The sequence below is a fragment of the Pseudomonas sp. BGA-UO-ETr-WB11 genome, assembly GCF_059567785.1.
Genome location: NZ_JCAQOS010000004.1, coordinates 269,047 through 294,614, shown reverse-complemented (window position 1 = coordinate 294,614; position 25,568 = coordinate 269,047). Strand labels below are relative to the sequence as shown.

General features: G+C 64.9%; 23 protein-coding genes and 2 riboswitches. Of the genes, 6 read left to right on the top strand and 17 right to left on the bottom strand.

The features are described 5' to 3' along the window. Positions 1-96: 96 nt before the first annotated feature. From AC56DI_RS04540 to cbiE, 13 genes are all read right to left on the bottom strand, one after another. A complete protein-coding gene (locus AC56DI_RS04540; protein WP_496345120.1) occupies positions 97-831 on the bottom strand; it encodes an adenosylcobinamide-GDP ribazoletransferase in 735 nt (244 codons plus the stop codon). Continuing rightward, a complete protein-coding gene (locus tag AC56DI_RS04535) occupies positions 816-1,403 on the bottom strand; it encodes a histidine phosphatase family protein (protein WP_496345119.1) in 588 nt (195 codons plus the stop codon). Before AC56DI_RS04535 ends, AC56DI_RS04540 begins: the two co-directional genes overlap by 16 nt. After that, positions 1,400-2,458 carry a nicotinate-nucleotide--dimethylbenzimidazole phosphoribosyltransferase gene (gene cobT / locus AC56DI_RS04530; protein WP_496345118.1) on the bottom strand — a complete coding sequence of 353 codons (1,059 nt, stop codon included), beginning with the start codon at positions 2,456-2,458 and terminating at the stop codon, positions 1,400-1,402. The genes AC56DI_RS04535 and cobT overlap by 4 nt, the downstream gene beginning before the upstream one ends. Beyond that, the gene (cobU, locus tag AC56DI_RS04525; protein WP_496345117.1) at positions 2,455-2,976 is read right to left on the bottom strand and encodes a bifunctional adenosylcobinamide kinase/adenosylcobinamide-phosphate guanylyltransferase; all 522 of its coding nucleotides are present in this window, start codon (positions 2,974-2,976) and stop codon (positions 2,455-2,457) included. Before cobU ends, cobT begins: the two co-directional genes overlap by 4 nt. Then, on the bottom strand, positions 2,969-4,441 hold the full coding sequence (locus AC56DI_RS04520) for a cobyric acid synthase (protein WP_496345116.1): 1,473 nt from the start codon (positions 4,439-4,441) through the stop codon (positions 2,969-2,971). Before AC56DI_RS04520 ends, cobU begins: the two co-directional genes overlap by 8 nt. Next, a complete protein-coding gene (gene cobD, locus AC56DI_RS04515; RefSeq protein WP_496345115.1) occupies positions 4,438-5,430 on the bottom strand; it encodes a threonine-phosphate decarboxylase CobD in 993 nt (330 codons plus the stop codon). The genes AC56DI_RS04520 and cobD overlap by 4 nt, the downstream gene beginning before the upstream one ends. Next, complete coding sequence (gene cbiB / locus AC56DI_RS04510) at positions 5,423-6,331, bottom strand: adenosylcobinamide-phosphate synthase CbiB (protein WP_496345262.1); 909 nt, start codon at positions 6,329-6,331, stop codon at positions 5,423-5,425. Before cbiB ends, cobD begins: the two co-directional genes overlap by 8 nt. Continuing rightward, positions 6,328-6,981, bottom strand: coding sequence for a 5,6-dimethylbenzimidazole synthase (gene bluB / locus AC56DI_RS04505; protein WP_496345114.1), 654 nt, complete (start codon positions 6,979-6,981; stop codon positions 6,328-6,330). Before bluB ends, cbiB begins: the two co-directional genes overlap by 4 nt. Continuing rightward, positions 6,978-8,276: a cobyrinic acid a,c-diamide synthase CobB gene (locus AC56DI_RS04500; RefSeq protein ID WP_496345113.1), complete on the bottom strand. Its 1,299-nt coding sequence runs from the start codon at positions 8,274-8,276 to the stop codon at positions 6,978-6,980. Before AC56DI_RS04500 ends, bluB begins: the two co-directional genes overlap by 4 nt. Continuing rightward, the gene (cobO, locus tag AC56DI_RS04495; protein ID WP_496345112.1) at positions 8,276-8,896 is read right to left on the bottom strand and encodes a cob(I)yrinic acid a,c-diamide adenosyltransferase; all 621 of its coding nucleotides are present in this window, start codon (positions 8,894-8,896) and stop codon (positions 8,276-8,278) included. Before cobO ends, AC56DI_RS04500 begins: the two co-directional genes overlap by 1 nt. Positions 8,897-9,060: 164 nt before the next feature. Beyond that, positions 9,061-9,297, bottom strand: a riboswitch (cobalamin riboswitch). Positions 9,298-9,352: 55 nt separating this feature from the next. After that, positions 9,353-10,090, bottom strand: coding sequence for a (2Fe-2S) ferredoxin domain-containing protein (locus AC56DI_RS04490; protein WP_496345111.1), 738 nt, complete (start codon positions 10,088-10,090; stop codon positions 9,353-9,355). Positions 10,091-10,123: 33 nt separating this feature from the next. Then, positions 10,124-10,858, bottom strand: coding sequence for a cobalt-precorrin-6A reductase (locus AC56DI_RS04485; RefSeq protein ID WP_496345110.1), 735 nt, complete (start codon positions 10,856-10,858; stop codon positions 10,124-10,126). A 68-nt stretch (positions 10,859-10,926) separates the two neighbouring features. After that, positions 10,927-12,132, bottom strand: a complete 1,206-nt coding sequence (cbiE, locus tag AC56DI_RS04480) for a precorrin-6y C5,15-methyltransferase (decarboxylating) subunit CbiE (protein WP_496345109.1) — start codon at positions 12,130-12,132, stop codon at positions 10,927-10,929. Positions 12,133-12,209: 77 nt separating this feature from the next. Then, positions 12,210-12,414, top strand: a riboswitch (cobalamin riboswitch). A 168-nt stretch (positions 12,415-12,582) separates the two neighbouring features. On the opposite strand from cbiE, the gene cobG reads away from it, so the two are divergent. The 6 genes from cobG to AC56DI_RS04450 all read left to right on the top strand — a co-directional run bounded on the left by cobG (position 12,583) and on the right by AC56DI_RS04450 (position 18,983). After that, on the top strand, positions 12,583-13,902 hold the full coding sequence (cobG, locus tag AC56DI_RS04475) for a precorrin-3B synthase (protein WP_496345108.1): 1,320 nt from the start codon (positions 12,583-12,585) through the stop codon (positions 13,900-13,902). Next, a complete protein-coding gene (locus AC56DI_RS04470; protein WP_090251038.1) occupies positions 13,895-14,521 on the top strand; it encodes a precorrin-8X methylmutase in 627 nt (208 codons plus the stop codon). The genes cobG and AC56DI_RS04470 overlap by 8 nt, the downstream gene beginning before the upstream one ends. Beyond that, positions 14,518-15,270: a precorrin-2 C(20)-methyltransferase gene (locus AC56DI_RS04465; RefSeq protein ID WP_496345107.1), complete on the top strand. Its 753-nt coding sequence runs from the start codon at positions 14,518-14,520 to the stop codon at positions 15,268-15,270. The genes AC56DI_RS04470 and AC56DI_RS04465 overlap by 4 nt, the downstream gene beginning before the upstream one ends. A 169-nt stretch (positions 15,271-15,439) precedes the next feature. Further along, positions 15,440-17,101, top strand: coding sequence for a precorrin-3B C(17)-methyltransferase (cobJ, locus tag AC56DI_RS04460; RefSeq protein ID WP_496345106.1), 1,662 nt, complete (start codon positions 15,440-15,442; stop codon positions 17,099-17,101). Between the two features lie 275 nt (positions 17,102-17,376). Next, complete coding sequence (locus AC56DI_RS04455; RefSeq protein ID WP_496345105.1) at positions 17,377-18,696, top strand: type II toxin-antitoxin system HipA family toxin; 1,320 nt, start codon at positions 17,377-17,379, stop codon at positions 18,694-18,696. Beyond that, positions 18,693-18,983 carry a helix-turn-helix transcriptional regulator gene (locus tag AC56DI_RS04450; protein ID WP_496345104.1) on the top strand — a complete coding sequence of 97 codons (291 nt, stop codon included), beginning with the start codon at positions 18,693-18,695 and terminating at the stop codon, positions 18,981-18,983. Before AC56DI_RS04455 ends, AC56DI_RS04450 begins: the two co-directional genes overlap by 4 nt. Positions 18,984-19,007: 24 nt before the next feature. On the opposite strand, the gene cobF is transcribed toward AC56DI_RS04450, so the two are convergent. The 4 genes from cobF to cobN form a co-directional block, all read right to left on the bottom strand. Next, the gene (cobF, locus tag AC56DI_RS04445; protein ID WP_496345103.1) at positions 19,008-19,796 is read right to left on the bottom strand and encodes a precorrin-6A synthase (deacetylating); all 789 of its coding nucleotides are present in this window, start codon (positions 19,794-19,796) and stop codon (positions 19,008-19,010) included. Continuing rightward, positions 19,793-20,479: a vWA domain-containing protein gene (locus AC56DI_RS04440; protein ID WP_496345261.1), complete on the bottom strand. Its 687-nt coding sequence runs from the start codon at positions 20,477-20,479 to the stop codon at positions 19,793-19,795. The genes cobF and AC56DI_RS04440 overlap by 4 nt, the downstream gene beginning before the upstream one ends. Positions 20,480-20,481: 2 nt before the next feature. Beyond that, a complete protein-coding gene (locus AC56DI_RS04435) occupies positions 20,482-21,498 on the bottom strand; it encodes a magnesium chelatase ATPase subunit I (RefSeq protein ID WP_496345102.1) in 1,017 nt (338 codons plus the stop codon). A 283-nt stretch (positions 21,499-21,781) separates the two neighbouring features. Continuing rightward, entirely contained in the window at positions 21,782-25,516 is a 3,735-nt protein-coding gene (gene cobN / locus AC56DI_RS04430) for a cobaltochelatase subunit CobN (protein ID WP_496345101.1), read from the bottom strand. Between the last annotated feature and the right edge of the window lie 52 nt (positions 25,517-25,568).

Sequence of the window (25,568 nt, the reverse complement as noted above, 5' to 3'; positions counted from 1 at the left end):
AGCCGATCATCTTTTAAAGCCGCTGCGCAGGGTGCATAGGGGGCCTAGAAAGCCAGTTTGCAGGTGTCTTTTGCGATCAAGCCCCTGCCACCACGCTTAAATGCTCAAGGCCAGAAGCAGCAGAACTGCAGCCTCGGCCAACTCCACCAGGGCGCCAGCAGTATCGCCGGTGGTGCCACCCAGGCGTTGGCACATCAGCCGGCGCAGGCCAGCGAACACCAACAGCGCCGCCAGCAAGGCCAGCAGCCCAGTCCAACCACTGAGCACTATGAGCAGCAAGACATGGCCGGCCAGCCACCAGGGCAATTCAGCGCGCGGTAGGTGCGTGGCTAGCAGAGCACCCAAGCCGCCCGGTCGCACATAGGGCGTACTGAGGAACAGCAGCGGCAACAGACCGCGGGCAATCCACGGTGCCAGCAACAGGGCCAAGGGCTGATCAGCCTGCAGCAAGGTCAGCAGCGCGGCGAACTTGAGCAGCAACAGCAGCACCAGCACCACCACGGCGATCGGCCCACTGCGCGGGTCCTGCATGATCGTCAGGGTGCGTTCGCGATCACCAAAGCCGCCGGCCCAGGCATCGGCGCTGTCGGCCAAACCGTCCAGATGCAAACCGCCGGTCAAGCCGACCCAGAGGATCAGCAACAAGGCTGCCTGCAAGGCCGGCGCCACGCCCTGTAGCGCCCACTGCGCGCTCAGCAACACCGCGCCGAGCAACAGCCCGACCAGCGGATAGCTGAGCAGCGAACGTCCTACTGCAGCCGGCACCGGCATGCCCGGCAGGCTGATCGGCAGGCGAGTGAGAAACTGCAGAGCAATCAGGAAAGCCGACACGGCGCCACTTCGCTGAGTTCACCAGCCACGCAGCGCACACCCAGCAGGCTGGCGTGGGGGACTTCGACTTGCAGTAATTGCGCCTCTGGCAAGCCACGGGCACGGGCGAGCAGCAGGCGCATGACCCCGCCATGGGTGACAACCAGCACGCGCTGGCCGGCCAGTTCTTCGCTCAAGCGCGTCACGGCAGCGAGCACCCGGTTGGCAAAGTCGCGCACCGGCTCGCCAGCTGGTGGGGTGTAACCGTAGGGATTGGTCCAGAACTGGCCCAGCGCGTGCTCGTCCTCGAACAGAATCTCGGCGGCGTTACGGCCTTCCCAGTCGCCAAAGTGCAGCTCGCGCAGATCGGCTTCAATACGCAACGGCAGACCACGGGCGGCGGCCAGCTGTTCGGCAAACACTTGGCAGCGCTGCAGGGGTGAACTGATGACCAGGTCCCAGCCACCAAAATCGGCTACGGCCTGCTGCATCTGGGTCTGTCCAAGTTCGGTCAGGGCATCATCGAGACTGCCGCGAAAGCCGCTGCCACCGGTGGTTTCACCGTGGCGCAATAAATCTAGATGGAAGCTCATGCTTGCCGCTCCGTGACTGCTGCTTGTTGAAAGGTGGCCATGCCAGCGTGCAGCTCACAGGCCAATTTGATCAGGGGTAAAGCCAGGGCCGCACCGCTGCCCTCGCCCAGGCGCAGGCCCAGGTCGAGCACGGGTTGCGCCTCCAAGATGGCCAATAGCGCCCGATGCCCAGGCTCGGCGCCGGCATGGGCGAACAGCAGCCAGGGCGCGCAGGCCGGATTCAGACGCAACGCACACAGGGCTGCAGCGCTGCAGATAAAGCCATCCACCAGGACTGGGATGCCCGCCTGGGCGCAGGCCAGATAAGCGCCACTCAGCGCCGCCAGTTCGAAACCGCCGACCCGCCGTAAAGCCTCGAAAGGCTCGGCCAACTGGCTGCCATGCAACGTCAGGGCGCGTTCAATGATCGCTTGTTTATGCACCACCCCGGCCCGATCCAGCCCGGTACCAGGCCCTACCAACTGTGCTGGGCTGGCAGCGCTCAGCGCGCAGGCCAGGGCGGTGGCAGCCGTGGTGTTACCGATGCCCATCTCGCCGGCCAGAAACAGATCCGCATTAATGGCCTGCGCACGCAACAGCGCATCGCGGCCGGCGGCCAGGGCCAGCTGGCATTGTTCAACGCTCATCGCTGGGCCTTGGGCAAAATTAGCTGTGCCGGCCCCCAGGCGCAGATGGCGCACGCCAGGCAATTCCAGATCGAGGTCGATAGTGCCCAAATCCACCACTTCCAGCGGAATCTGCTGCACCCGCGCCAACACGCTGACCGCCGCGCCGCCGGCGACAAAGTTGTGCAGCATCTGCGCCGTCACCGCCTGCGGATAGGCCGACACGCCCTCCGCCACCACGCCGTGATCACCGGCAAACAAACTTAGCCACGGCCGCCTAATCTGCGGCTGCTCGCAGCCCTGCAGGCCGGCCAGTTGAATGGCAATGGCCTCCAGTTGGCCTAAGGCACCGGCCGGCTTGGTCAGCTGCGTTTGCCGTGCACGGGCGGCGGCTTCAGCGGCGCTATCGGGCTGGCGACAAGCCGCCTGCCACCATTGTTGTTGGCTCATAACGGCGCTCCTTTGAGCAGCATGGGCAGGCCGGCAACGGTAAACACCACCCGTTGGCAACGTTCGGCGATGGCCTGATGCAGCCAGCCGGCCTCATCGACATAGCGGCGGGTCAGCTCGCCCATCGGCACCACGCCCAGACCGCTTTCGTTGCTGACCAGAATGATTCGTCCCGGCAACCCAGACAGGCAATCGAGCAGCGCTTCGCGCTCGGCAACCAAGCGTGCGTCGTCTTCCAGCATCAGTAGATTGGTCAGCCACAGGGTCAGGCAATCGACCAGTAGGCAGCGCTCGGCATTGGCCGACTCGCGCAGCACCCGCGCCAACTCGATGGGCTCCTCGACCAGCGCCCACTCGGCCGGACGCCGCTCGCGGTGCTGGCGAATGCGGCTGCTCATCTCGCCATCTAGGGCCTGGCTGGTGGCGATATAGGTGACGGCCAAGCCACTGTCCGCCGCCAGTTTTTCCGCCAACCGGCTTTTGCCGGAGCGGGCGCCGCCGAGAATCAGTTCACGCATGATCAAGCCCACACAAATCGGCCAATTTGCCGGTGTCCAGATGCGCCTCAACCAGATCGGCCAGGCGCTCGATATCCCACTCGCGCAGGCTGTGGTAATCAAACGCCTGCACCTCGACCAGCCCAGCCCAGCGCAACAAAGCGCTGCAAGCTGCGGGCGTTTCGAACAGGCCATGCAGATAAGTGCCGAGCACCTGACCGTCGGCACTCAGCGTCCCGTCGCTGCGCCCGGTGTCCAGCTGCACGGCGGCCTGACTCAGCGCTGGGCCGCTGCTAACGCCGGCATGAATCTCATAACCGCTGACCGGCGCGTCTTCCAGGCACAGGCGGCCCTGCACGGTGCGCAGTTGTTTTTCCGCTTCCAGCACGGTGCTGAACTCCAACAAGCCCAAGCCAGCGCTGCTGCCCGGCGCACCTTCCAGCCCCAGCGGGTCGTCGATGCGCGTGCCAAGCATCTGCAAACCGCCGCAAATTCCCAGCAGCTTGCCGCCGTAGCGCAGATGGCGTTGCAGCGCCGCCTCCCAACCGTTGGCGCGCAAAAAGGCCAGGTCGGCGCGCACGCTCTTCGAGCCCGGCAGGATGATCAGGTCAGCGGGCGGAATGGCCGCGCCGGGGCCGATAAATTGCAGATCGACCTGCGGGTGCAGGCGCAGCGGGTCGAAGTCGGTGTGATTGCTGATGCGCGGCAGCACCGGTACCACGACTTTCAGTACCCGTTCAGCCTTGCCTGCCTGGCGCTGATCGATGCCGTCTTCGGCTTCCAAATGCAGGTTGTGCAGATACGGCAGCACGCCCAACACCGGTTTGCCGGTGCGCGCCTCCAGCCAGTCCAGCCCCGGTTGCAGCAGGCCAATGTCGCCGCGAAAGCGGTTGATCACGAAGCCTTTGACCCGCGCCTGCTCACTCGGCGACAGTAGTTCCAGGGTGCCTACCAGGTGGGCAAACACCCCGCCCTTGTCGATGTCGGCGATGATAATCACCGGACAATCGACCGCCTCGGCAAAGCCCATATTGGCGATATCGTTGGCCCGCAGATTGATCTCCGCCGGCGAGCCAGCGCCCTCGACCATCACCACCGCATAGTTAGCCGCCAGGCGTTTATGCGACTCCAGCACCGCCGCCATCGCGACCTTTTTGTAGTCGTGATAGGTGCCGGCCTGCATATTGGCCACCGCCTGGCCGTGGATAATCACCTGGGCGCCGGTGTCGGAATTGGGCTTGAGCAGCACCGGGTTCATATCGGTGTGCGGCGCCAGTCCCGCCGCTTGGGCCTGCACCGCCTGGGCGCGGCCGATCTCGCCGCCTTCTGCCGTCACCGCCGAATTGAGCGCCATATTTTGTGGTTTGAACGGCACCACGGCCACGCCCTGACGCGCCAGCCAGCGGCACAACGCGGTCACCAGGGTGCTCTTGCCGGCATCGGAGGTGGTGCCCTGCACCATCAAGGTGGTGGCGGCGACTTTCATGCTTTGCTCCCCGGTAATTCGTCTAAGGCCAGGCGCAAACACTGCCAGTCGGCCTCAGTGGCCGGCAGGCCAAAACGCAGGCTCTGCGGCTGGGTGAAGTGGCGCAACAGAATGCCGCGCTGGGCAAAGTGCTGGTGCAACGCCGCAGCGTTGGTGCTAAGCAGCCACTGAAACAACGCGCAGCCCTGGGTCGCCAAGCCAAATTCGGCCAGCAGATCGGCCAGGCGCTGACTGGCCTGTTGCAGACGTAGGCTTTGTTGACGATGGGCCACCTGATCGGCCAGGCAGGCCAGCCCCAGCCAGCGCGCCGGACCGCTGACGGCCCAGGGCCCGAGGCGCTCATTCAATTCACTCAACAGGCCCGGCTCGGCCAGCACAAAGCCCAGCCGCACCCCGGCCAGGCCATAAAACTTGCCGAACGAGCGCAGCACGATCAGCCCAGGCGTGTGGCTGTAGGCAGCCAGGCTCAACTCGGGGGTGGCATCGATAAATGCCTCGTCCACCACCAGCCAACCGCCCCGCGCGGCCAGTCGCGCATGCCAGGCGAGCAATTGCGCCGGGGCAAACACGCGGCCAGTGGGATTGTTCGGGTTGACCAGCAACAGCACGTCCAGCTCGTCCAGTGCCGCCTCGATGGCCTCGTCGCGTAGCTCCAGCAACCGATGCCCCGCCCGCAGCCAGGCATGGGCATGCTCGGCGTAGCACGGGGTCGCAATCCCCACCCGGCTGCCGGCACTGCGCAGTTGCGGCAACAACTGGATCGCCGCCTGGGCGCCGGCCACCGGCAACGCCTGCGCCGCGCCATAGCGCTGGGCAGCCACACCGGCCAGGCCATCTTCGGTTTCTGGCAGGCGCTGCCAGACACTGGCCGGCACCGCCGGAAAGCTGAAGGGCCAAGGCGCCAGACCAGTGGACAGGTCCAGCCACTCGACCAAGGGGATGCCGTACTGCTGCGCCGCCGCGCGCAGGCGCCCGCCGTGTTCAAGCATATAAAGCCGCCACCACGCAGAGCAGCACCAGCCAGACGGCCACGCCGCTTTGCACCAGTTGCAGGGCCCGACGAATATCCGCGGCCACCGGCGCGGCGCCCTCACCCAACGGCGGGCGTTGATGCAGTTCATCGTGATAAACCGCCGCGCCACCCAGGGCCAAGCCCAGCGCACCAGCCCCGGCAGCCATCACAGGGCCGGCATTCGGGCTGTCCCAAGTAGGGGCTTGGGTGCGCCAGCAACGCAGGGCCAGCTTGGTCTGCCCGCACAACGCATAGGTCAACGCCACCAAACGGGCCGGCAGGTAATTGAGCAGGTCATCGAGGCGCGCAGCCGCCCAGCCAAACTTTAAAAAACGCGGTGTGCGGTAGCCCCACATGGCGTCCAGGGTATTGCTCAAGCGATAGAGCACCACCCCCGGCGCGCCAGCCACGACAAACCAGAACAGCGCGGCAAACACCGCATCGCTGCCGTTCTCCAGCATCGATTCGCTGGCGGCGCGGGCCACGCCTTCTTCATCCAAGTCACGGGTATCGCGGCTGACGATGCGCCCAACGTGCTCACGGGCGCGGGGCAGATCGTCGGCCTCCAGCGCATCGGCAATCGGCTCGGCATGCTCGGCCAGGCTGCGCAGGCCGATGGCCAGGTACAACGCCAGCACCTGCACGCACCAGCCGAGATAAGGTATTTGCGCCAACAGGCCAGCCAGCAAGGTCAGCGGTAGCACCGCCAAACACCAGGCCAAGACGCCTTGAGCACGATCGCCGCTGCTGGCTGGATTGAGTGCCCGTTCGATACGCTGCACCAGCGCACCAAAGCCCACCAGCGGATGCCAACGGCGTGGCTCGCCGAGGGACACATCAAGGGTAACGGCGGCCAGTACGGCCAACACCAGACTCAACATGCCGGCGTCCCCCAACCGTCTTGGTAGAGCAATTCGTGCAAAGGCCGCTCAGTCGCCCAGCCCTCTTGCACCAGCATCGGTTTGGCGTAGAACTCGGTGACCGGGCCAAGGCAAAGAATCGCCACTGCCTTGGCCCCGGCCGGCAAACCGAGCAAGTCGCCCAGCGCTTGCGGCTCGAACAGCGACACCCAGCCCATGCCCAAGCCTTCGGCGCGTGCCGCCAGCCAGAGGTTTTGAATGGCGCAGGACAGCGACGCCAAATCCATTTCCGGCAAGGTGCGCCGGCCAAAGATATGCGCCTCGCGGCCTTCCATCAGCGCCGCCACCAGCAGCTCGGCGCAGTCATGAATGCCTTGCACTTTCAGGCGCATAAAGTCGTCGCTGCGCTCGCCCAGGGCTTCGGCGGTGCGCAGCCGTTCGGCCTCGACCAGAGCGTGAATGTCTGCGCGTAACTCCGGCCGTTTGATACGGATAAACCGCCACGGCTGCATCAGGCCAACACTCGGCGCCTGATGCGCAGCGGCCAGCAACTTGCCGAGCAACTCTGGCGCTACCTCGCCGCCGGCAAAGTGGCGCATATCGCGCCGCTCGGCGATGGCCCGATAGACCGCTGCGCGTTCCTCGGCGCTAAAGGCGTGCTCACTCATGCTGCAACCGTTGGCGCAAACAACGCGGCCGCTGCCTGGGGATTGGACGGCAGATAAAAGTGGATATACGAGGCGGTCAGTCGGCCGTCGCGAAACACCGCCTCGGCGGTCGGTTTGCCGTTCGGGCAGCGGCCACGGGCCAGCGGTGCAAGTGGCGAATCGAGCAATGAGTGGTGATAGGTATGCCCGCGCAGCAGGCCTTCCGGCAGCTGCACATCCTGCAAGGCGAGCGCCGCCAGACGCTTTTGTAGCGTCGCATGACCGGCCAGTAAACCGAGCATTTCGCCCTGCTCGCCGGCGGCATCGGTCAGGCTGTCGAGTAGATAGAGCATGCCGCCACATTCGGCCAGCAGCGGTTTACCCGCTTGATGATGGGCGCGAATCGCCGCGCGCATCGGCTGATTGCCGGCCAGCTCCGCCAGGTACAGCTCGGGGTAGCCACCGGGCAGGTACAGGCTGTCGACCTTGGGCAATTCGCTGGCACTCAGCGGCGAGAAAAACACCAACTCGGCGCCCAATTGACGCAGCAGATCGAGATTGGCCTGATAGGTAAAGGCAAAGGCCGCATCGCGGGCCACGCCGATGCGCACATCAGCCAGCAGCGGCTCACGGGCCTGAACATCCGGCACGGCAAAACTCACAGGCAACGGCAAATCGGTACTGGCGCTGGCGGCGATGGCATCGGCGGCGGCGTCCAGCCTGGCGTCCAGATCGGCCAATTCCTGGGCCTGAATCAAACCTAGATGGCGACGCGGCAACTCCACCGAGCTGCTGCGCGGCAAGGCACCGAACCAGCGCAAATCCGGCGGCAGGCTGTCACGCAGAATATCGCCATGCCGCAGGCTGCCGGTACGGTTGGCCAAGACCCCGGCGAAGGGCAAGTCCGGCTGAAAATGCGCCAAGCCAAAGGCCAGCGCGCCGAAGGTCTGGGCCATGGCGCCAGCGTCGATCACCCCGAGCACCGGCACGCCGAAGTGCCGCGACAGGTCGGCGGCGGACGGCGCGCCGTCAAACAGCCCCATAACCCCTTCGATCAGAATCAGATCGGCCTCGCCCGCGGCTTCCCAGAGTAGGCGACGGCTCTCGGCCTCGCCGACCATCCACAGATCCAGCTGATACACCGGGTTGCCGCTGGCGCGGGCGAGGATCATCGGGTCGAGAAAATCCGGCCCGCACTTGAACACCCGCACCCGCCGCCCCTGGCGTGTATGCAAGCGTGCCAGAGCGGCAGTGACGGTGGTTTTACCCTGACCGGAAGCCGGGGCGGCAATCAGTAAAGCCGGACACTGGCGCATTAATATTCAATCCCTTTCTGCGCCTTAACCCCGGATTTAAACGCGTGCTTGACCATATTCATCTCGGTCACGGTATCGGCGGCCTCGACCATCCCCGGCAATACGCCGCGTCCCGTCACCACCACATGCTGCAGGGTCGGCCGCGCCGTGATGTCGGCGAGCACTTCGTCCAACTGCAAGTAGCCGTGTTTGAGGGCGATGTTCAGTTCATCCAGCACGATCAAATGGATCGACTCATCGCGCAGCAGCTCGCGGGCCACCAACCAAGCGGCCTGGGCTTTTTCGATGTCGCGCTGGCGGTCTTGGGTTTCCCAAGTGAAGCCCTCGCCCATCACGTGATAACGCACTTGTTCGGGGAAACGCCGGAAGAAGGCTTCTTCGCCGGTGCTGGCGGCGCCCTTGATAAATTGCACCACCGCCACCTGCATGCCGTGGCCGAGGGCGCGGGCCAGCATGCCAAAGGCCGAGCTGCTTTTGCCCTTGCCATTGCCGCTGTGCACCAGCAGCAGGCCGTATTGCTCTTGAGCTTCGGCGATCTTGCCGTCCATCAGGGCTTTTTTACGTTGCATACGCGCCTTGTGGCGGGCGTCACGCTCCTGCTCGTGGGTTGTGGCAGTCATGGGCGCCTCGCAACACCGGCACAGCCGACAACGGAACGCGCAACAAACAGGTTGATACGGCAAGCGGCGCACAGGCCGGCCGTTATGCAATAGAGCATCAGGCATCTCCGTCGCGCCACCCGCGCGACCTAAAGGTAGGCGGCTCGCAGGGCGCGAGGCCAAGCGAACCAGAAGTGCGACAGGCCGGTCTCCGGGCTTACGAGCGATCCCGTGGGGGGATCAGAACCGCACCTTCCCATGCCCTGACCCGAAGGCCAGCGATACACAGTGGTTATCGCGGTTGTTGCACTCGTCTACCGTTGCGGGGGCAGCGCCGGAATCTTCGTGAGAATGAACCGGCTTCCCTGTTTCACCCCGTACAGACCTGCGGTCTGTGGGGCACCTGAAGCTGGCCGGCAGGGTAGATAGGCGCGGGGGCTGCGTCAATCGCCGCTTGCGGCATGTGTCAGATAAGGCTCAGTCCAGCGGGCGCATCAACAGCTCGGGCACCGGCTGACCGCCCAGCAATTGCTGCTCGACGATCCGCTCCAGATCGGCCTGATTGCGCACCTGATACCAGGCACCGGGCGGATACACGCTCAGGGTCGGGCCCTGGTCGCAGGGAAACTGACACTGGGTGCGGGTGATATGCACACCGCCGTCGCACTCGAGTTTGCCCGCCGCTTTCAGCTGCTCACGCAGGCTCTTCCACAACGGCAAAGCGCCACGTCGGGTGCAGCGCGGGCCGTTGCACAGCAGCACCCGGTAGCGGTGTTCGGGGATGCACGACCAGGCATGGGCACTGGGCAACTCGGGCACCACCGTGCAGCCCAGGTGCAGTTCGGGCTGATTGACCAAGGCCAGCGCGGCGCTGATATCAGCCTGCTCGCCCTGCCTGGCCGCAGCGACAAACAGCTGATCGGCCACGCCTGAAACGCCGGCAAGACGCTGCAACTCACTGCGCAACCAGTCCAGATAAGGGCTGCTGCTCTGCGGGTCGAGGTCCAGCAGCAACAAAGGCAACTCGCCGTCAGCGATGCAGGCCGTCACTCGCTGCCAGAGCCCATCGAAACCGGCCGTGGTGTCGACGATATCGGCCAGCGCCGACTCATCGCGCAGGGCCAGTAACTGGCGCTGGAACAGCTCGGCATACGAGCCGGCCGCCAGATCAGGACCGACCAACAACACGCGGGCATAGGCGGTGACAACGGACATGAGCAGGACTCGGCAGGCAAACGGCCGCGCAGTCTACCCGAGGCGACCGGGCAAGGCTTGCAGCGCCGACCATACGTCTTCAACCGCACTGAACTGCCGATCAACCGCTGGCAACGGCGGCCGCGCCAGCAGTAACACCGGCAGGCCCAGCTCGCGGGCCACCTGCAATTTGGGTTCGGTGGCACTGCTGCCGCTGTTCTTGCTGATCAGCACGTCGAACTGGCCGGCAGCGAACAGCGCGCGTTCGTCTGCCAGATTGAACGGCCCACGCGCGCCGATCACCCGCGCGCGCGGAGTACCGGGATAGTCGTCGAGGCAGCGCACCGTCCAGTGTTGATGCAGCGGAATCGCCTGCAAATGCGCTAAGGGCTCACGGCCGAGGGTAAAGAACGGCCGCTGAAAAAGCTCAAGCGCCGTACTCAACGCGGCCCAGTCGGCCACTTCGCGCCAGTCATCGCCACCGCCCGCTTGCCAGCCAGGACGCCGTAATGCCCAGCACGGCACGCCACTGAGTTCAGCGGCGCGTGCGGCGTTGGCGCTGATCTGCGCGGCGTAGGGATGGGTGATATCCAATAGCAAGTCGATGCCTTCGGCAGCCATAAAAGCCGCCAATCCCTCGGCACCGCCGTAACCGCCGACGCGCACCTGACATGGCAGATCAGCGGGAACTTTGCCCAGGCCGGCCAGGCTGTAGATGTCCTGCGGCGCCAGGCGACGGGCAATCGCCAGCGCATCGCCAACCCCACCCAATAACAAGATACGGCTCACCCAGACTCCTTACTTACGGGTTGAGAACAGGCCATCCGAACGCGCCCTGAGCCGCGCTCGCAAGCCGATCAACAGGGTTTGTGCAGCTCCAGCAGGGTAATCGGCAAGGCGCTGCGCCAGGTGTCGAAGTCACCCAGCGGCTTGGCCTGGGCGACCTGAATGCGCGTCAGCTCGCCACCATGCTCGGCGCGCCAGGCCAGCAGCGTGACCTCGCTTTGCAGGGTGACGGCATTGGCCACCAGGCGTCCGCCAGGTTGCAGGTGTTGCCAGCAGTACTCCAGCACGCCGGGGTGAGTCACGCCGCCGCCGATAAAGATCGCCTGCGGCGCCTCCAGGCCGAGCAAAGCCTCGGGCGCCTGGGCGGCCAGCAGTTGCAGCTGTGGCACACCGAGGGCGTCACGGTTGTGCTTGATCAACTGCTGCCGACCGGCGTCAGCCTCGATGGCAATCGCCCGGCAACTGGGGTGGCTGCGCAGCCATTCGATGGCGATGGAGCCACAACCGGCGCCGACATCCCAGAGCAGTTCGCCGGGTTTCGGCGCCAGCCGGGCCAGAGTGATGGCGCGCACATCGCGTTTGGTCAGTTGGCCATCGTGTTGGTAAGCACTGTCAGGCAGGCCGACGGTCAGCGGCAGACGTTGGGCGTCGTGGCCGGCGAGACAATCCACCGCCACGATATTCAGCGCCGCGGCGTCACTCAGACCCCAACTGGCCGCCAGTCCATCGATCCGCCGTTCTTGCGGGCCGCCCAAATGCTCCAGCACGGTCAGCCGACTGGGGCCAAACCCGCGCTCGCGCAGCAACTGGGCAATCGCCGCCGGGCTGCTGCCATCGTTACTGAGGATCAACAGCCGCGCGCCGTGATGGACCTGCGCGTGCAACGCCGCCAAGGGCCGCGCCACCAGGCTCAGTACAGTCACTTCCTGCAGCGGCCAGGCCATGCGTGCAGCGGCCAGGGAAACCGACGATGGCGCCGGCAGCACCTGCAGCTCATCAGCGGGTACGTGCCGGGCGAGGCTGGCACCCACGCCAAACAGCATGGGGTCACCACTGGCCAGCACGCACACCGGCGTGCCGCGTCGCGCCAGCAGCCCATCGAGGCTGAACGGGCTTGGCCAGGTTTGCTGCGGCGCGCGAATGCAGCGGGGCAACAACTGCAGCTGACGCGGCGCACCGACAATCACCTCCGCGGCCAACAAGGCCCGTCGGGCCGCCTTGCCCAAGCCGGCATAGCCCTCTTCACCGATACCCACCACCGTCAGCCAGGGTGCCATGCGCTGTCCTTATCTGTCGTCCACCCGCCGGCAGACAGACAAGTTTGCTTGCCGGCGGCGAGGGAAAAGCGGGCATAATAGCGCCATTATTCGTCGGTGCTTAATGGGCTCTGCCCATTGGCCTAAGAGGGAACACGGAAACAACCGAGTGTTGTCAGCCGTGGCTGCCCCCGCAACTGTAATCAGCGAGTCGATGTGCATACGTGTCACTGGGCAACCGGGAAGGCCGCACAACGATGTTGACCTGACAGCCAGGAGACCTGCCGACGACGCTGGTCGCGAGTGCCATCATCGGGCGGGGTGTACCGATGCCTTGGCGATCTGTGGGGGGCGTTTATGCGCACCCCACAGATCGCTGACGTTCTGCTAGTGCAGAACCGAGTGGGTTTGGTCGCCGCACCCTTTGTATTTGGTGACCGTTTGAACCTCCCACCCGCCACGCCACCGTCAATGGCCACGCGTCCATCCGCCTGCCCCGGCTTGCTGCGCATCGTGCACGCCCTGGATGGCGGTATTTGCCGCGTCAAACTGCCAGGCGGGCAACTGCACAGTCAGCAGGCACGCGCCATTGCCGGGGCCGCCAGCCACTGCGCCAGTGGTGTATTGGAGCTGACCAACCGCAGCAACCTGCAGATTCGTGGCGTGCGCAGCGGTTGCGAGAACGCGCTGATCGCGCAACTGCTGGACGCCGGCCTGGGCCCACGCAACCTTGCTGCCGATGACGTGCGCAACCTAATGCTCAGCCCCGCTGCCGGCCTCGACCGCGCCGCGCTGTGGGACACCCGGCCGCTGGCCACACAGATTCTCGCCCTACTGGAAAACCACCCTGAGCTGCACGCGCTGTCGGCCAAGTTTGCCCTACAACTGGATGGCGGCGAGTCGTTGGCGATGCTGCAACACCCCCATGATCTATGGCTCAGCGCCCTGCCCGGCGAACCGCAGTGGCTGGCGTTCGGCCTGGCCGGCAGCCCGAGCGATCCGGCCCTGGCGGCGGTGCCTATCGAACATGGTCTGACGTTGGTGCACGGGGTTCTAAGCGTGTTTTTGCAGCTCGCTGGCCCCGGGCAAAACCGCATGCGGCAATTACTCAGCACCTTACCGGTGGCCGCGTTTATCGAGCACCTGCAAGCGCGCCTGCCCTTCCCGCTGCGACGCGACCAGGCCGTTAGCCACTGGCGCCGCCCTGAGGTGCCGTGCCGCGCGCCCATGGGCCTGATTGCCCAGCAGCAAACGGGTTTGCAGATGGTTGCCGCAGCGGCGCGCCTGGGGCGAATCAGCGCCAACCAGCTGTTGGCCCTGGCCGATCTGGCCGAGCAATACGGCGATGCCAGCCTGCGTCTGACACCCTGGCAGGGCTTGCTGCTGCCGAACATCCCCAGCGCAGCAGCCGACGCCGTATTGCAGGCATTGGCCGAAATCGGCCTGCTCACCGACGCCCGTGAGCCACTCGGCCATCTGATCGCCTGCAGCGGCTCAACGGGCTGCGCCAAGGGCCTGACCGACAGCAAGGCCGATGCCCTGCAATTGGCCGAGCGCCTGCGCGCCAGCACGGCGTGCCCGCACGTGCATATCAGCGCCTGCCCACGCTCCTGCGCCGCCGCGCACACCGCGCCTTTTACCCTGCTGGCCAGCAACAACGACCACTACCAGCTCTATCAACGCATGCCCGAGGCGGCCGGTTTCGGCCAGCTGCTGGTCGCCGCCATGACTATCGACGAGGCCGGCGACTGGTTCGCCGCCCACTGCGCAACAGGAAACAGCGATGCTTGAGTACATCCGCGACGGTCAGGAAATCTACCGCCAATCCTTCGCCACCATCCGCGCCGAGGCTGACTTGTCGGCGATCCCGGCGGATCTGGAAAAGCTCGCGGTGCGGGTCATCCACGCCTGCGGCATGGTCGATGTGGTGCAGGACCTGCGCTTCTCCCCTGGCGCTGGCGCTGCCGGTCGCGCGGCGCTGGCCAAGGGTGCAGCAATTCTCTGCGATGCGCGGATGGTCGCCGAGGGCATCACCCGCCCGCGCCTGGCCGCCAACAACCCGGTGATCTGCACCCTGCATAACGACGGTGTGATTGAGCAGGCCCGCGCACTGGGCAATACCCGTTCGGCAGTCGCCTTGGAGCACTGGCGCGAGCACCTGGAAGGCAGCGTGGTGGTGATCGGCAACGCGCCCACCGCACTGTTTTATCTGCTGGAAATGCTCGACGCCGGCGCACCGAAACCGGCGCTGATCATCGGCATGCCGGTGGGCTTTATCGGCGCAGCCGAATCCAAGGACGCCCTGGCTGCCGACAGCCGTGGCGTGCCCTATGTGATCGTGCGCGGCCGGCGCGGCGGTAGCGCCATGGCGGTGGCGGCGGTCAACGCCCTGGCTACGGAGGTGGAATGATGACAGTACAAAAAGGCCGCCTGCTGGGGCTCGGCGTCGGCCCTGGCGACCCCGAGCTGATCACCCTCAAGGCCCTGCGCCTGCTGCAATCGGCGTCGGTGGTCGGCTACTTCGTGGCCAAGGCCAAAGCCAACAAAGGCCATGGCGGCAACGCCTTCGGCATCATCGAACAGCACCTGACGGACGCCCAACAGCGCCTGCCGCTGGTGTACCCGGTGACCACGGAAAAACTCGCCGCGCCGCTCAGTTATGAAGATGTGATCAGCGACTTCTACGACACCTGCGCGGTGCAGATCGCCGCCCAGCTCGACTCCGGCCATGACGTGGCGGTGATCTGCGAAGGCGACCCGTTTTTCTATGGCTCTTACATGTACCTGCACGACCGTTTGGCCGGCCAGTACGACGTGGAGGTGGTGCCCGGCGTGTGCTCCATGCTCGGCTGCGCCTCGGTGCTCGGCACCCCACTGGTGTACCGCAACCAATCGTTAAGCGTGCTCTCCGGCGTGCTCCCCGAAGACGAACTCAAGCAGCGCCTGCACAGCGCCGAAGCCGCCGTGATCATGAAGCTCGGGCGCAATTTCGAGAAAGTCCGCCGCGTGCTGCAGGAGCTGGGCATCGACCAACGCGCCCACTACGTCGAACGCGCCACCATGGGCAACCAACGCATCGTGCCGCTGGACGAAGTGGAGCCGATGTCTTCGCCCTACTTCTCAATGATCGTCATTCCCGGCGAGAAATGGCGCGGTTAGCGTTGGCTGAACGTAGCCCGGATGCAATCCGGGAATCGCGGTTTCCCGGATTGCATCCGGGCTACACAACTGAACACATTCCCCGTAGGAGCGGCTTCAGCCGCGAAGCCTTTTCGCGGCTGAAGCCGCTCCTACAGGTTGCGACCCACCTGGGCTACAGGACTCAAGCATGACCGCCGCTCCCGCCATCATCATCCTCGGCCCCTCCGCCCTGCCCTGCGCCCGGCGCATCCAGGCGCGGTATCCGCAGGCCGACATCCACGGCCTGCACAGCCGAGTGACGGACGTTGAGCGCACCTATGACGACTTCGGCGACAACCTGCGTGCGCTCTACCGCACCGGCACGCCGCTGATCGTACTGTGCGCCGCCGGCATCGTGATTCGCAGTTTGGCCGCCGTGCTTGGCGAGAAAGACAGCGAACCACCGGTACTGGCCGTGGCCGAAGATGGCAGCGCCGTGGTGCCGCTGCTTGGCGGCTTGGGCGGGGTCAACCGCATGGCGCGTGAGTTGGCCGCGCACCTAGAGGTCAGCGCAGCGATCACCACCAGCGGCGAGCTACGTTTTGGCACCTGCCTGCTGGAACCACCAGCCGGCTATGTGCTGGCCGATCTTGAGCAAGGCAAAGGCTTTGTCAGCGACCTGCTCGGCGGCCAGGCCGTGCGCATCGAAGGCGACGCGCCCTGGCTGATGCAAGCCAAGCTGCCGGTGACTGACGACGCCGCACGGGTGATCCATATCAGCCCCCATAACCGCGCCGCCAATGCCGATGAGCTGCTGATCCACCCGCAGCAAGTGGCCGTCTGGGTCGAACGCACCAGCGCCGACTTGCTTAGCGAACTGCGGCAAGCGCTACAAGCCAGCAACCTGGCCGCGCAAAGCCTGGCCTGCCTGCTGGCCGCACCAGAGTTGATGGCCAACGCCGACCTGCACGCCGCCGCCTCACAGCTCAAATTGCCGCTGCGTTTTATCGACGACGCCACGCAACTGCCGCCGCTGCATAGCCAGCACACCAATCTGCGCCTGCTGCTGGCCGCTGCGCCTATCGCCGCCAACCAACTCGGCCGCCCCCGTGGTCGCTTGACCGTGATCGGTCTCGGCCCTGGTGCCGCCGAATTTATGGTGCCCGCCGCACGCCAGGCACTGGACGAAGCGCAGGACCTGCTCGGCTACGAAACCTATATCAACATGGCCGGCCCGCTGCGCCCGGAGCAGGTGCGCCATTGCACCGATAACCGCGAGGAAATGCAGCGCGCTCGCCACGCCTTTGCACTGGCCGCCAGCGGTCGGCGCGTGGTGGTGGTTTCGTCCGGCGACCCCGGCGTATTCGCCATGGCCGCCGCCGTGCTGGAAGCCCTGCATGAATCGACCGATGCCGAATGGCAGCGAGTCGACTTACAGGTATTCCCCGGCGTTTCCGCCGCCCTAGCCACCGCCGCCAAGGCCGGCGCGCCGCTGGGCCACGACTTCTGCCTGATCTCCCTATCGGACAACCTCAAGCCCTGGGCCATTATCGAAAAACGCCTGGCCCACGCCGCCGCCGCCGACCTGGTGATGGCCTTCTACAACCCCATCTCCAAAGCCCGCCCCTGGCAGCTCGGCAGCGCGCTAGACATCGTCCGCCAACAACGCACGCCGGAAACCCTGGTGGTGCTCGGCCGCGACATCGGCCGCCCCGGCGAAACCCTGCGCACCCTCACCCTGGGCGAACTCACGCCAGAGATGGTCGATATGCGCACCTTGGTCATTATCGGCTCCAGCCAAACCTGCCGGTTTCCGAGGGCTGAGGGTGGCGAGTGGGTGTATACGCCGCGGAGCTACCCACAGACGTAGGATGGGTTGAGCCTGCGATACCCATCAGGGGGTTTACGGTTCATAAATGATGGGCTTGCAGCATGGGTATCGCTACGTTCAACCCATCCTACGAGCTGACCACCGCGCATGCAGCGATGGGTTTAAGGCATTAAATTACCTATTTCTAAGCAATATGCGCCCATGATCGGCATTTAAATACCTAAAAGCAGCTTACCAGGCACAAATATAGGCACTATAGTTCTCATCAGGTTAAACCCTTGCGGAGAATTAGGCATTTAAATGCCGGCCAAGTTATGGATTCGATCACCCTTCAAGTCCACCTGGATGGCCAGTGGCGTGATGCCATGGTGGTGAACTTCGACACACCGGAAGATGGCCTGCGCAGTCGTTGCAGTGCCAGCTACGTCGCAGAATACCTAGCCGGGCTGATCCAGCAGATGGGTACTGTGAAATCGCCGGCGGTAAGCGCTGACTTTCCCCTGTCCTGGGAGATTCGCCGCGATCTGGCCCCGGCTTTTCTGCACGACATCATTCCCGCTGGGGCCGCACGTCGGCACATTCTGGCCCGAATGGCCGTGCCGCTGGACACCTATGAAGAGTTCTTCCTGCTACAGCGATGCTGCTCGGCGCCCATCGGCCATTTGCGCGTCAAGGAATCCGTCGACAACGTGCTCGCTCAGGGGCAAGTGATCGGCTTCCCTCGCGAGGAAGTTATCCGTCGCGATACCCGTTTTCTCGATTATGCCTACGAACGTGGCGCGGCTATTGGCGGTGCTACGGGTGCTGGCGGTGAGGCGCCGAAGCTGCTGCTGGTGGAAGATGCCGCCGGGAATGTTTTTCCAGATGCGGTGCTGCCAGAACATGAGGTGCGTCGGCACTGGTTTGTGAAGTTTCCGCGCAACGCCGCAGGCGAAACTGACCGGAATATCTTGCGCAGTGAATACTGCTACTACCGCGCACTTGGCCAATTGGGCATCGACACTATTGCCAGCGACAGCCTGGCCTACGAGATGGCCGAAAAACCCAGCCTGTGGATGTCGCGCTTTGACCGCAAGGTAACGGCCAATGGCGTGGAACGTACCGGGGTCGAATCCATCTATTCCCTGTGCGGTGTGACCCGTCCGGGGAGTCGCATGGACCATCTTGCCGTCGTGGAGCGACTGGCAGAAACCTGGCAGGCCGCCGGTCAAGCGGATCAAATCCCCGCCATGGTCAGCGAATACCTGCGGCGTGACCTGATCAATCAGATCCTCGGCAACACCGATAACCATGGCCGCAACCTCTCCATCCTGCGTACCCATGAGCAGCTCAGTTTTGCCCCGATCTATGACCTGGCGCCCATGGTGATGGACCCGGAGGGAATTGTACGAACCACCAAGTGGCCATCCACAATCGAGCGTTTAAACGCGGTTGATTGGCAAGCAGCCTGTGCCCGCCTGGCGCACAGGGCCGATCCCGAGTGGCTATTTGCACGCTTACGTGAGGATGCTCGGCTGTTGCTGGCGCTTCCAGACTTGCTCGTTGACCTGGAGCTACCAGAAGAAACCTGGAATGCACCGACAATTGTGCTGAACCGGCTGGAAGATACGTTCCGCCAATGGGGGCTTATGTGAGTAAACCGCTGCAGGACCGTCAGGCGGTTCTAGATCACATCAGTCAGCAACTGGCGGACGGAAGCATGACGTTCGGTGCGGCGATCCGCCAGTTACGCACCCAGGTCACGGGCCTGAGCCAGAGCGACTTTGCCCGGATGTGCAAGCTTTCCCTGCGCACGGTGCGGTTACTTGAGCAGGACGCCAGCAACCCGACAATCGAAACCCTCAACAACGTTTTCAAACTGTTCGGTATGCAGGTGGGCATCGTTGCGCTGCGGCGCACGCCGATCAAACTGTCAGAGTGAGCGGCCATCCGGACGGTCGAATTATCAGTTGGTGGCTGTAGCGCTCGTATCGCGCTCACACCTGCGCAACAGATAACTGTCCATAATCCACCCATGCTGCTCACGCAGTTCGGTGCGGCGGGTGCGGATGGTGTCGGCGACTTCATTTAGCGGGCCGGCGATCAGCACTTCGTCCGGGGTGCCGATATAGGCGCCCCAGTAGATGTGCATGGCCTGATCGACAAAGCGTTGGTAGGTGTCTTGGGCATCGAGCATGACCAGCACGCTGTCCAACCCAGGAGGAAAGCCGCCTTCGGCCAGGCGGCGCGCCGGGGTGACCTGGAAGGCCTGGCCGATGCTGTTAAAGCAGACCTTATGCTTGGCCGCCAGGGCTTGCAGGCTGGTGATGCCGGGGATCACTTCGTACGCAATCTGTTCGCTGCTGTTGGCCACGATCTGTTCGACGATGCGCAGGGTGCTGTCGTAGAGCGCCGGGTCGCCCCAGACCAGAAAGGCGCCGGTTTCGCCATCGCGCATCTGCTCGCGGATCATGCCTTCGAACACCTGCTGCTTGTCCTGATTCAGGTCGACCACGCTGCCGCGATAGTCCGGCACATCGCGCACCCGCTCCGGGCAGTCGGCACTGACAAAGCGGTAATCGCGGCCCTGGATAAAGCGCTCGCAGATGGTCTTGCGCAGGCCAATCAGGCTGTCCTTGGCGCTGCCCTTGTCCATCAGGAAGAACACGTCCGTGCGGTTCAGCGCGTTGATCGCCTGCACGGTTAGGTAGTCCGGGTCGCCGGCGCCGATGCCGATTATCAACAGGGTTTTCATAAGGCGGTCTCCAGGCTGCCGGCTAATAGCGGCAGCGAATCGATATGTCGGTAGTCGGCACCCAGCTCAGTGGCTAATTGGCGCGCGCGGCCGAGGCGGATCGGCGCACTTTCGATATCCACCAGCAGCGCCGGGCAGGCGCTTGGGGTTAAGGCTGGCCAATCGCGCAGGCGGCCATCGGTAATGATCAATAAACGGTGACGCTCGGCCGGGTGCAGGCGCTGACGCCGTGCCTGCCAGTCGGCGGCCTGCTGTATTGCCGCCAGCAAAGGCGTGCCGCCGCCCGCGCCCAACTCGGTCAACCACTGCTGCAAGGCCTGGGAGGCTTTCTGCCCCTGCCAAAGCCATTGCGCCTGACGGCCGGTGGCGTGCAGCACGGCCAGGCGCGCGCGTTGCCGGCGGGCCTGCTCGAACACCTCACTGAGCAGGCCTTTGGCTTTGCTCAGCGCGCCATGCCGGCAGGTCGAGGCCGAGGCGTCGACTATCACCAGCCACAGCTCCGCAGGCTTGGCGCTGCGCGGGCGCAACACGAGATTCTGTCGAGTACGCGGGCGACCGTTAAGCAGGCTCGCCGGCCAGTCGACACGCCCTGCCGCGCCACTGCGACTGGCACCGTTGCGCCCATTGCCGAGTGTGCCGGGAGCGGCCCGGGCATCCGCGCCTGGGGCTGTGCGCGGGCGGATGCCTAGGGCTTTTTTGTCCAGCGCGGCGGTTCACGCCGGACGCCTAGGCTCTGCGCCTGGGCGGGTAATTCCCCCCACTGACCCTCGCCTTGCGGCGCTTGTGGCTGCTCACTGGTGGCGCTGTTGTCGGGCTGCGTTTGAGGCTGCGGGGATTGTGCAGCAGGCGGCGGGTTGTGGCGGCGACGGTGACGCAGAACGAAGTCTGCCACCGCGTCGATATCCACCGACTCAATGTGTTCCGCACCCCGCCAGGCGGCATGGGCACGGGCGGCGCGCAGCCAGACCAAATCGGCACGCAGGCCATCGACGGCCGCAGCGAAACAACGCTGGCTGATCTGTTCCAGAGCGGCATCATCTAATGGAATCGCCACCAGCCGCTCACGGGCGCTCTGGCAGCGTTCACGCAGTTCATACTGCTGCGTCTGCCAGCGCTCAAGAAACGCCTGCGGGTCGGCATCAAAAGCCAACCGACGACGGACGATCTCGGCGCGCTGGGCCGGTTGCGGCTGGGCGTCCAGGGCCAGGTTAAGACCGAAGCGATCGAGCAACTGCGGGCGCAACTCGCCCTCTTCCGCGTTCATGGTGCCGATCAGCACAAAACGCGCGGCATGCCGATGGGAGATGCCGTCACGCTCGATATGGTTGACCCCGCTGGCGGCGGCATCCAGCAGCAGATCGACCAGATGATCGGGCAGCAGATTGACCTCATCGACATACAGCACGCCGCCATTGGCCTTGGCCAGCAGACCGGGGGAAAACTGCGCACGACCTTCGCCCAGGGCGGCGTCGAGATCGAGGGTGCCGACGATGCGTTCTTCGCTCGCGCCCAACGGCAGGGTAACGAAAGTGCCGCTGGCAAGCAGATCAGCCAGGCCACGGGCCAGGGTCGATTTGGCCATGCCGCGTGGGCCTTCGATCAGCACGCCGCCAATCGCGGGGTCGATGGCCGCTAGGCACAGCGCCAGTTTCAGGTCATCGGCGGCGACCACGGCAGCGAGAGGGAAGTGGTATTCGGTCATCGTCGTGATCCGCTCGGGCAAACGCAGGGTGGGTTGGCGGCGCAGAACGGCGGACTTGCAACCACACAGGACGATAGCGCGCCGCGTAACCCACCAGCCGATGGTATGCGTTGCGCCGATGGTGGGTTACGCCGCATCCGGACTGGCGTGATGCTTGACAATGGTGGCATGCGGCTAACCCACCCTACGGTCCGGTGAGCGCGAACGAGCGCTGCGTAGCCCGGATGCAATCTGGGAATATCGAGTGCAAATGCCCCGGATTTTATCCGGGCTACGAACATGATCATGCTTCCTCGCTATCAATCAGCAGGTTTTCCAGGGCTTCGCGGTACTCGCCGGGATGCTGCCAGAGGCCGCGTTGCTGGGCTTCGAGTAGGCGCTCGAGGATGTCCTGCAGGGCGCCGGGGTTGTGCTGCTGGATAAAGTCGCGGGTGTTTTTGTCGAGCAAATAGGCATCGGTGAGCAGTGCGTACTGGTGGTCGTCGACCAGTTCGCTGGTGGCGTCGAAGGCGAATAGGTAGTCGATGGTCGCCGCTAGCTCGAACGCGCCCTTGTAGCCGTGGCGCTTCATGCCCTCGATCCACTTGGGATTGGCCGCACGGGCGCGCACCACGCGATTGAGTTCTTCCTTCAGGGTGCGGATGCGCGGCGTATCCGGCTGGCTGTTGTCGCCGTGATAACTCGCCACCTTGGCACCGCGCAGGGTTTCCACCGCGGCTAGCATGCCGCCCTGGAACTGGTAGTAGTCGTTGGAATCGAGGATGTCGTGCTCGCGGTTGTCCTGGTTGTGTAGCACCGCCTGCATCTGCTCCAGGCGTTCGGCAAACTGCGCGCGCGCCGGGGTGCCTTCGCTGTGGGTGCCGTAGGCGTAGCCGCCCCAATTCAGGTAGACCTCGGCCAGGTCCTCGCGGGTTTGCCACAGACGTTCTTCGATAGCGTTCTGCACGCCCGCGCCATAGGCGCCGGGCTTGGAGCCGAACACCCGCCAGCCGGCTTGCTGGCGCGCCTCGGCTTCGTCCAGGCCGCTGTCTTGCAGGGTCAGGGATTCACGCCAGACCCGCGCCGACAGTGGGTTCATCTCTTCTGGCTCATCGAGATCAACCACCGCCTGCACAGCGTCATCGAACAGGCGGATCAGGTTGCTAAAGGCATCGCGGAAGAAGCCGGACACGCGCAGGGTCACGTCCACCCGTGGGCGGCCGAGTTGCGCCAGCGGCAGCACCTCGAAACGCTCGACGCGCTGGCTGCCGGCCTGCCACACCGGGCGCACGCCCATCAGCGCCAGAGCCTGAGCCATATCGTCACCGCCGGTGCGCATGGTCGCAGTGCCCCACATCGACAGGCCGAGCTGACGCAGGTGGTCGCCGTGATCCTGCAGATGCCGCTCCAGCAGGCGATCCGCCGCCTGCACGCCGATTCGCCAGGCAGTCGGTGTGGGCAGGTTGCGCACATCGACGCTATAGAAATTGCGCCCGGTGGGCAGCACATCCAGGCGGCCGCGACTCGGCGCGCCACTCGGCCCGGCGGGAACGAAACGCCCGCTTAGCGCCGCGAGCAGGCCGTGAATTTCGGCCGGGCCGCAGGCATCCAGCAGCGGCGCGATCTGCTCACGCAAACGCTGCAACACCTGGGTGCTTTCCGCACCAACGGATTCAAAATCCGCCGCGCTAATCAACTGCAAGGCCAGCAGTTCCAAGCGTTCACGGGTATCGCCCGCGCTGCGCCAGCTGTCATCGCTCAGGCGCTGCAACAGCGCCGGGCGCGGCCCCTGCCAAGGTGCGGCCATGTCGCAGTCAAGCGGATCGAAGCCCAGCTCCAGATCGCGGGCCAGAGCGCGCAGCAGGCTGGCATTGCCGCCCTGACCATCGCCACGGGGAATGCGCAGCAGCGCCAGCAGGGTGTCGCGGCGCAGGGTGCCGGCCGGTGATTCGCCAAACACATGCAGCCCATCGCGGATCTGCGACTCCTTCAAATCGCACAGGTAGGCGTCGAGTTGCGGCAGCCAGCTATTGGGGTCTTCGTTCAGTTGCAGGCCCAGCTCGCGGTCGAGGCTGGCCTCGCGCACCTTGAGCAGAATCTCGCCGCGCAGTTCGGCAGCGCGGCGCAGGTCGAGCTGGCTGGCTTCGTAATATTCGTCGGCCAGGCGCTCCAGATCGCGCAGCGGGCCGTAGCTTTCGGCGCGGGTCAGCGGCGGCATCAGGTGGTCGATAATCACCGCCTGGGTGCGCCGCTTGGCCTGCGCGCCCTCGCCCGGATCGTTGACGATAAACGGGTAGATATTCGGCAGCGGGCCGAGAATCGCGCTCGGCCAGCACTGCTCGGACAGGCCGACGCTCTTGCCCGGCAGCCATTCCAGATTGCCGTGTTTGCCGACGTGGATCACCGCGTCACAAGCAAAGGCCCGGCGCAGCCAGCAGTAGAACGCCAGGTAGCCATGCGGAGGCACCAGATCGGGGTCGTGATACACCGCCGCCGCATCCAATTGATAACCACGGGCCGGCTGGATGCCGACAAAGGTCAGGCCGAAGCGCAGGCCGGCGATCATCAGCCGACCGCTGCGGAACATCGGATCACTTTTCGGTTCGCCCCAGCGTTCACGCACCGCCTGCTGGTTGGCCACCGGCAAGCTGTGGAAAAACGCCAGGTACTCATCCAGCGCCAAGCTCTGGGCGCAGGGCCGCGCGTCGAGGCTGTCCAGCTCATTGGTCACGCCGCCGAGCAACTGGTGGATCAGCGCGGTGCCGCTGTCGGGCAACCCGGCAACCGGGTAGCCCTGCTGTTGCAGCGCCTTGAGGATATTCAGCGCCGCCGCCGGGGTATCCAGGCCAACGCCATTGCCAATGCGCCCATCGCGAGTCGGGTAGTTGGCCAGCACCAGGGCGATGCGCTTGTCGGCGTTGTGTTTGCGCGCCAGAGCAATCCAGTTACGCGCCAGCTCGGCGACAAAGTCCATCCCCGGCAGATGGGGCTGGTAACAGACCACATCGCTCTGGCTGCGCTCGCTGCGCCAGGCCAGGCCCTTGAAGCTGATCGGCTTGGTTATCAGCCGGCCATCCAGCTCGGGCAGCACGATATGCATGGCCAGGTCGCGCGAACCCAGGCCCTGGTCATTGGCTTGCCACTGCTCATGGTTATCCAGCGCGCAGATGGCTTGCAGCACCGGGATATCGCGGCGGAAAGGTCGTGCGCTCGGCGCTTCCGGGTTAGACAGGGCGAATGCAGTGGTGTTGATAATCAAGCGGGCATCGGCTTCGTCCAGCCAGTCCTCGACTTGGGCCAGGCAGGCCGCTTCCTTGAGGCTGGCCACGGCAATCGGCAGCGGATTAAGGCCATGGGCCTGCAAGCGCTGGCAGAACACATCAATAAAGCCGGTATTTGCCGCCTGCACCTGGGTGCGGTAGAACAGCAGCGCCGCCACCGGCGCACCGACCTGCCAATCAGCTTGCCAATCAGCCAGGCTCGGGGTGCTCAGCTGCGGGTGATACAGGCCCACGCGCGGCAGCGGCTGCGGTTCTACCCAGGGGTAGTCACGCTGCAACCAGTGGCTGGCGATGCAGTTGAACAGCTGCTGGGCATTGGCCGCCCCGCCCTGGCGCAGGAACTGCCAGAGCCGCTCGGCCTCCGCCAGCGGCACGCTACTCAACGCCATCAGTTCCGGATCGGGATTGTCGCAACCCGGCACCATGATGACTTGTGCGCCGCGCTCGGCCAGCTCGACCAAACGCTCGATGCCGTAGCGCCAGTAGCTGACGCCACCGTGCACGGAAATCAGGATGACCCTGGCGTGCTGCAACACCTGCTCGACGTAAAAATCCACCGAGGCGTGATTGCTCAGCTGCGCCGGGCTGGCCAGGCGCAGGCTCGGGTAATCCGCCGGCAACTGCCGCGCCACCTCCGCCAACAGCGACAACTGCGAATCGCCGGTGCACAGAATCACCAGCTCGGCCGGGGTCTGGCCGAGGTCGGCGATGCTGTCGACCGGCACTTGGCTGCCGGGTTGGGTGCGCAATAAGTGCATGGGATCAGGCGTTCCGTAGGAGCGGCTTTAGCCGCGAAGCCGCGTTCGCGGC

Bases quoted from the DNA above. Each gene is read 5' to 3' on its own strand.
- AC56DI_RS04535 (WP_496345119.1), bottom strand. From the start codon at position 1,403: ATGAGCTTCCATCTAGATTTATTGCGCCACGGTGAAACCACCGGTGGC.
- cobT (WP_496345118.1), bottom strand. From the start codon at position 2,458: ATGAGCCAACAACAATGGTGGCAGGCGGCTTGTCGCCAGCCCGATAGC.
- cobU (WP_496345117.1), bottom strand. From the start codon at position 2,976: ATGCGTGAACTGATTCTCGGCGGCGCCCGCTCCGGCAAAAGCCGGTTG.
- AC56DI_RS04520 (WP_496345116.1), bottom strand. From the start codon at position 4,441: ATGAAAGTCGCCGCCACCACCTTGATGGTGCAGGGCACCACCTCCGAT.
- cobD (WP_496345115.1), bottom strand. From the start codon at position 5,430: ATGCTTGAACACGGCGGGCGCCTGCGCGCGGCGGCGCAGCAGTACGGC.
- bluB (WP_496345114.1), bottom strand. From the start codon at position 6,981: ATGAGTGAGCACGCCTTTAGCGCCGAGGAACGCGCAGCGGTCTATCGG.
- AC56DI_RS04500 (WP_496345113.1), bottom strand. From the start codon at position 8,276: ATGCGCCAGTGTCCGGCTTTACTGATTGCCGCCCCGGCTTCCGGTCAG.
- cobO (WP_496345112.1), bottom strand. From the start codon at position 8,896: ATGACTGCCACAACCCACGAGCAGGAGCGTGACGCCCGCCACAAGGCG.
- AC56DI_RS04490 (WP_496345111.1), bottom strand. From the start codon at position 10,090: ATGTCCGTTGTCACCGCCTATGCCCGCGTGTTGTTGGTCGGTCCTGAT.
- cbiE (WP_496345109.1), bottom strand. From the start codon at position 12,132: ATGGCACCCTGGCTGACGGTGGTGGGTATCGGTGAAGAGGGCTATGCC.
- cobG (WP_496345108.1), top strand. From the start codon at position 12,583: ATGGCCACGCGTCCATCCGCCTGCCCCGGCTTGCTGCGCATCGTGCAC.
- AC56DI_RS04470 (WP_090251038.1), top strand. From the start codon at position 13,895: ATGCTTGAGTACATCCGCGACGGTCAGGAAATCTACCGCCAATCCTTC.
- AC56DI_RS04465 (WP_496345107.1), top strand. From the start codon at position 14,518: ATGATGACAGTACAAAAAGGCCGCCTGCTGGGGCTCGGCGTCGGCCCT.
- cobJ (WP_496345106.1), top strand. From the start codon at position 15,440: ATGACCGCCGCTCCCGCCATCATCATCCTCGGCCCCTCCGCCCTGCCC.
- AC56DI_RS04455 (WP_496345105.1), top strand. From the start codon at position 17,377: ATGGATTCGATCACCCTTCAAGTCCACCTGGATGGCCAGTGGCGTGAT.
- cobF (WP_496345103.1), bottom strand. From the start codon at position 19,796: ATGAAAACCCTGTTGATAATCGGCATCGGCGCCGGCGACCCGGACTAC.
- AC56DI_RS04435 (WP_496345102.1), bottom strand. From the start codon at position 21,498: ATGACCGAATACCACTTCCCTCTCGCTGCCGTGGTCGCCGCCGATGAC.
- cobN (WP_496345101.1), bottom strand. From the start codon at position 25,516: ATGCACTTATTGCGCACCCAACCCGGCAGCCAAGTGCCGGTCGACAGC.